Genomic DNA, 4,056 nt, shown 5'->3' with positions numbered 1-4,056 from the left:
TGGCGGGGCTTCCGTTCTTGTGGCGGGAGGGTGTGTGGGCGGTCGGGCCGGGGTTCAGGGGTTCCAGGTGCCGATGCGGTCGAGCCTGCGGAGCTGCTGGCCCGCGGTGGGCGCGTCGAGGCCCTGGCCGCGTGCCGTGAGGCGGTCGGCCGCGGCGGCGCGGTGTTCCACGGGCTTGTGGTCGTCGTACTTGAACTTGGCGCGTACGTCGGTGACCTCCAGGCGCAGGCCGCGGATGCCGGGCAGCATGCGGCCGTAGGGCGGCTGGTCGACGGCGATGGGCGCGTGGTCGCCTTCGGGCTGGAAGTGGGCCAGTTGACGGCGCAGCAGTTCGGCCTTCTGCCGGGGGTCGTCGACGATGTGTGCCTGGCAGGTGAACTCCACCGCCGCGTAGTAGCTGGTGGGTACGCCGTCGGTGGGCGGGGCGCCGGGCGTGGCGCGCCAGGGGCCGGGAACGAAGGCGTAGTCGCCGATCACGGTGAAGGTGACGTTCCGGTCGTGCTCGATCGACTCCCAGACGGGGTTGGGGCGTGCGAGGTGGATGAGCAGTTCGTCGTCGCCGGAGACGAAGTGGGTGGGCACGACGGTGGGCGGACGGCCGAGGCGGCCGTTGACGCTCAGCAGTCCGAAGTCGTGGCCGCCGGCGATCCAGGTCTGCCACTCGGCGCTGTCCAGGGCGGCGTCCCAGGGCTGGATGAACATGTACCTCTCCTTGGGATGGGGGATCGCTCAGGTGGTGAGGGCGAGGAGGCTGACGGCGACGGCGGCGGTGCCCAGGCCGAGGAGCTGGCCGCGGTGGACGCGTTCGGCGAGCATGGCGCGGGCGAGCAGGATGGTGCCGGCCGGGTAGAGGGCGACGAGCACGGCGACGACGGCGAGATCTCCGTCGCGGGCGGCGAGCAGAAAGAGCAGGTTAGCGACGGAGTCCAGCACGCCCGCGGCGGCAGACATCGCGTACGAGGGCCGCTCCGGGCCCAGCCTGCGGTACAGCACCCCCGCCGCTGCCAGGGTGACGGCCGAGGAGACCGCCCGCCCCACGATCAGCGGCGCCACGCCGCTGTCGGACGGCGCCTGGTGCAGGAAGACCAGCTGGAGCGCGATGGCCGCGCCCGCACCGAAGGCCAGCATCAGCGCCGTACGTGTGGGGCGCGCGGATCCGGTGCCGTGTCCGGCGCTGACCAGGATGACGGCCACCAGCGCCAGCGGCAGGCCCACGAGTCCGGCGGCGGACAGGTGCTCGCCCTGCAGCAGGCCCACACTGACGGGCAGCGCGGCGGACACCAGCGCGGTCACGGGCGACAGCACGTTCATCGGACCGATCGCCAGCGTCCGGTAGAGCAGGGCGAAGGCGGCGGCGGAGGCGATTCCGGACGCGGCACCCCAGGCGAGGGTGGCACCGCTGAACGACGCGCCCAGCACAGGCCACAGCAGCAGCTCGACCACGAGGGAGGCCGGGGCCGCGATCATCACCGTGCGCAGTACGTGAGCCTTACGGGCGCCGAGGCCGCCGAGGAAGTCCGCGCAGCCGTAGGCGAGTGAGCTGCCCAGGGCCATCATCAAAGCGATCACAGTGCATCCCTTACAATCATTGGAACGACTGAACCGTACAACGTAACGACCGTCCCATGTCAACCGAACGACCGCGCGGTGCATTGCGGTGGTCGATGGCGCGAGCGGTGGCCGGTTGTCGGTTGCCGGTGGCCGGTGGCCGGTGGCGAGATGGGAGATCAGATGGTCGAGACAGCCGCGGCGCTGCGGACGGTCGCGCGCAACGTCCGGGCCGCCCGCACCCGCGCGGGCCTCTCCCTGGAGGAGCTCAGCCGACGCTCCCAGGTCAGCAAGGGAGCCCTGGTGGCGCTGGAGAAGGCGCAGGGCAATCCCAACCTGGCCACCCTCGTCCGGCTGGCCGACACCCTCGGGATCTCGGTGTCCGCGCTGATGCAGGGACCGTCCGAGGGGCGCGTGCGCATCGTCGACGCCGACACCGTGGCCCCCCTGTGGACCGGGGAGCGGGGCGGCGAGGCCCGGCTCATGCTGACCACCTCGGGTCCGGCCCCCGTCGAGGTCTGGCGCTGGCGACTGGAACCGGACGAGACGTATCCCAGCCACCCCCATCAGGCCGGAGTGGTGGAGACCGTCAGCGTCACCTCCGGGCGGATGGTCCTGATCGTCGACGGCGTCGAGCACACCGTGGAAGCCGGCCGGACGGCCACGTTCGACGGCGACGCCCCGCACACCTACCGCGGCTCCGGCACGGAGACCTGCAGCCTGATCATGACCGTCCACCTTCCGCCCGGTCCCGCTTCGACGACCTGACGAACAGGAACAGTTGCGGCCGAGGAGGGTCGACTTCTCGCCACGTTCCGTATTCTTGCCCCGCCCTTGGTCGGTCGGATCGGGCGGCTCGGGTCCCCGCGACCTGGCCGGTGCCGGGGCGTCAGTGCGTCACGTGAGCAAGGGGGAAGCGGTGGAGACGACGAGTGCACGGGTGCGGCAGCGCACCATACCTCCGGTCGTCGCGGCGCGGTGGGCGCTGTGGACGTTCGTCATCGTCAATCTGGTGATCGTCGAGGCCTTGTTCCTCACCGAAGGGACCGGCAAGAACGGGGTGCTCACGGTCGCCAAGTTCTTCGGCCTGCACGCCGCCGTGCTGATGCTGTTCCAGCTGCTGCTGGTGGCGCGGCTGCCGTGGCTCGACCGCCGGATCGGCATGGACCGTTTGACGGTGTGGCACCGGTGGGTCGGCTTCACCCTGCTGTGGACGCTCCTCACCCATGCCGTGCTGGTCGTGCTCGGCTACGCCCGGCTCGATGACGCGGCGATGACGAAGACGTTCATGGCGCTGGCGGGGGTACCGGCCTCCCTGCTCGGGATGGGGGCCGCGGCGATCGTCGTCGGGGTCGCCGCGGTCTCTGCCAGGCAGGTGAGGCGGCGGCTGCGGTACGAGACGTGGCACGGCGTGCACCTGCTGCTGTACGTGGCGTTGGGACTGGCGTTCGTCCACCAGTTGCGGGAGACCACGACCTTCAGTTCCTCCGCGCCGGCGATGACCTACTGGTGGGCCCTGTGGCTCTTCGCGTTCGGTGCCCTGGTCACGGGGCGGATCGTGATGCCTCTGTGGCGCAACGCCTATCACCGGTTCGAGGTCGTGGCGGTGGTGCCGGAGGCGGACGACGTGGTGTCGGTGCATGTCACGGGCCGCCACCTCGACAGGCTGCCGGCCAGGGCGGGCCAGTTCTGCATCTGGCGGTTCCCGGGGCACAACCACTGGTGGCCGGCCAATCCCTTCTCGCTGTCGGCGGCCCCCGACGGCCGGACGTTGCGCCTGACGGCCAAGGCGGTCGGCAGCGCCAGCACCGGCCTGCGGCACGTCCCGGTCGGGACCCGCGCGTTCGTCGAAGGGCCGTACGGGGCGTTCACCTCGTTGCACCGAACGCGGCCCGGCGCGCTGCTGATCGCCGGAGGAGTGGGCATCACGCCGGTCCGGGCCCTGCTGGAGGAGGAATCGGCCGGCGACATCGTCGTGCTCTACCGGGTGCGCAGCGAGGACGAGGCCGTGCTGATCGACGAGGTACGAGCGCTGGTCGCGGGCCGTGGGGGGCGGCTCCACCTGCTCACCGGCCGCAGCGGGGAGGGCAGCCCGCCGTTCGAGCCGCAGAGTCTGCGTGCTTTGGTTCCCGACATCACCGAACGCGACGTGTACGTCTGCGGCCCGCCCGCGATGACCTCAGCCGTGCTCGGCGCCCTGCGCGGTCTCAAGGTCCCCCGGATCCAGGTGCACGCCGAACGGTTCGGCCTGGCCTGACAAAACCGAGGCTCCGCCGAACGCTTTCCTCGGAGCCGCCCAGCCGGTGCGCGAGATGACTGAACGAGCCCTTGTCCGGGCGTGCGTCAGGTGAGGTGCTCGGGGACGGACGCGAGGAGGTCCTCGTACTGGACGAACAGGCGGGGGACAGGGGTTCCGGCAGGGGCATGGGTGCCGGCCTCCGCGAGCGCCGTCCAGCAGGAGGCCGTGTGCCGGCGGGCGTGGGTTCCCGGCCAGGGCTGGGGGAGCAG

4 protein-coding genes are annotated in these 4,056 nt (G+C 71.5%); 2 read left to right on the top strand and 2 right to left on the bottom strand.

Annotated elements, in window-relative coordinates; translation table 11 throughout:
* Window positions 1-54: 54 nt before the first annotated feature.
* Together BZL64_RS34655 and BZL64_RS34650 are read right to left on the bottom strand one after the other, a co-directional pair.
* Window positions 55-702, bottom strand: coding sequence for an FMN-binding negative transcriptional regulator (locus BZL64_RS34655; RefSeq protein WP_086773043.1), 648 nt, complete (start codon window positions 700-702; stop codon window positions 55-57).
* 27 nt (window positions 703-729) lie between these two features.
* Complete coding sequence (locus BZL64_RS34650; RefSeq protein ID WP_086773042.1) at window positions 730-1,569, bottom strand: EamA family transporter; 840 nt, start codon at window positions 1,567-1,569, stop codon at window positions 730-732.
* A gap of 162 nt (window positions 1,570-1,731) precedes the next feature.
* On the opposite strand from BZL64_RS34650, the gene BZL64_RS34645 reads away from it, so the two are divergent.
* The gene (locus BZL64_RS34645) at window positions 1,732-2,316 is read left to right on the top strand and encodes a helix-turn-helix domain-containing protein (protein ID WP_086773041.1); all 585 of its coding nucleotides are present in this window, start codon (window positions 1,732-1,734) and stop codon (window positions 2,314-2,316) included.
* Between the two features lie 133 nt (window positions 2,317-2,449).
* Window positions 2,450-3,805: a ferredoxin reductase family protein gene (locus tag BZL64_RS34640; RefSeq protein WP_425276104.1), complete on the top strand. Its 1,356-nt coding sequence runs from the start codon at window positions 2,450-2,452 to the stop codon at window positions 3,803-3,805.
* Window positions 3,806-4,056: the final 251 nt, after the last annotated feature.

This window comes from Streptomyces bobili (assembly GCF_002154575.1).
GTDB lineage: Bacteria > Actinomycetota > Actinomycetes > Streptomycetales > Streptomycetaceae > Streptomyces > Streptomyces bobili.
The sequence above is the reverse complement of the archived record's forward strand: the minus strand, read 5'-3'. Positions and strand labels throughout refer to the sequence as shown.

Coding starts and splice junctions, on each gene's coding strand:
- BZL64_RS34655 (WP_086773043.1), bottom strand. CDS start 702: ATGTTCATCCAGCCCTGGGACGCCGCCCTGGACAGCGCCGAGTGGCAG.
- BZL64_RS34645 (WP_086773041.1), top strand. CDS start 1,732: ATGGTCGAGACAGCCGCGGCGCTGCGGACGGTCGCGCGCAACGTCCGG.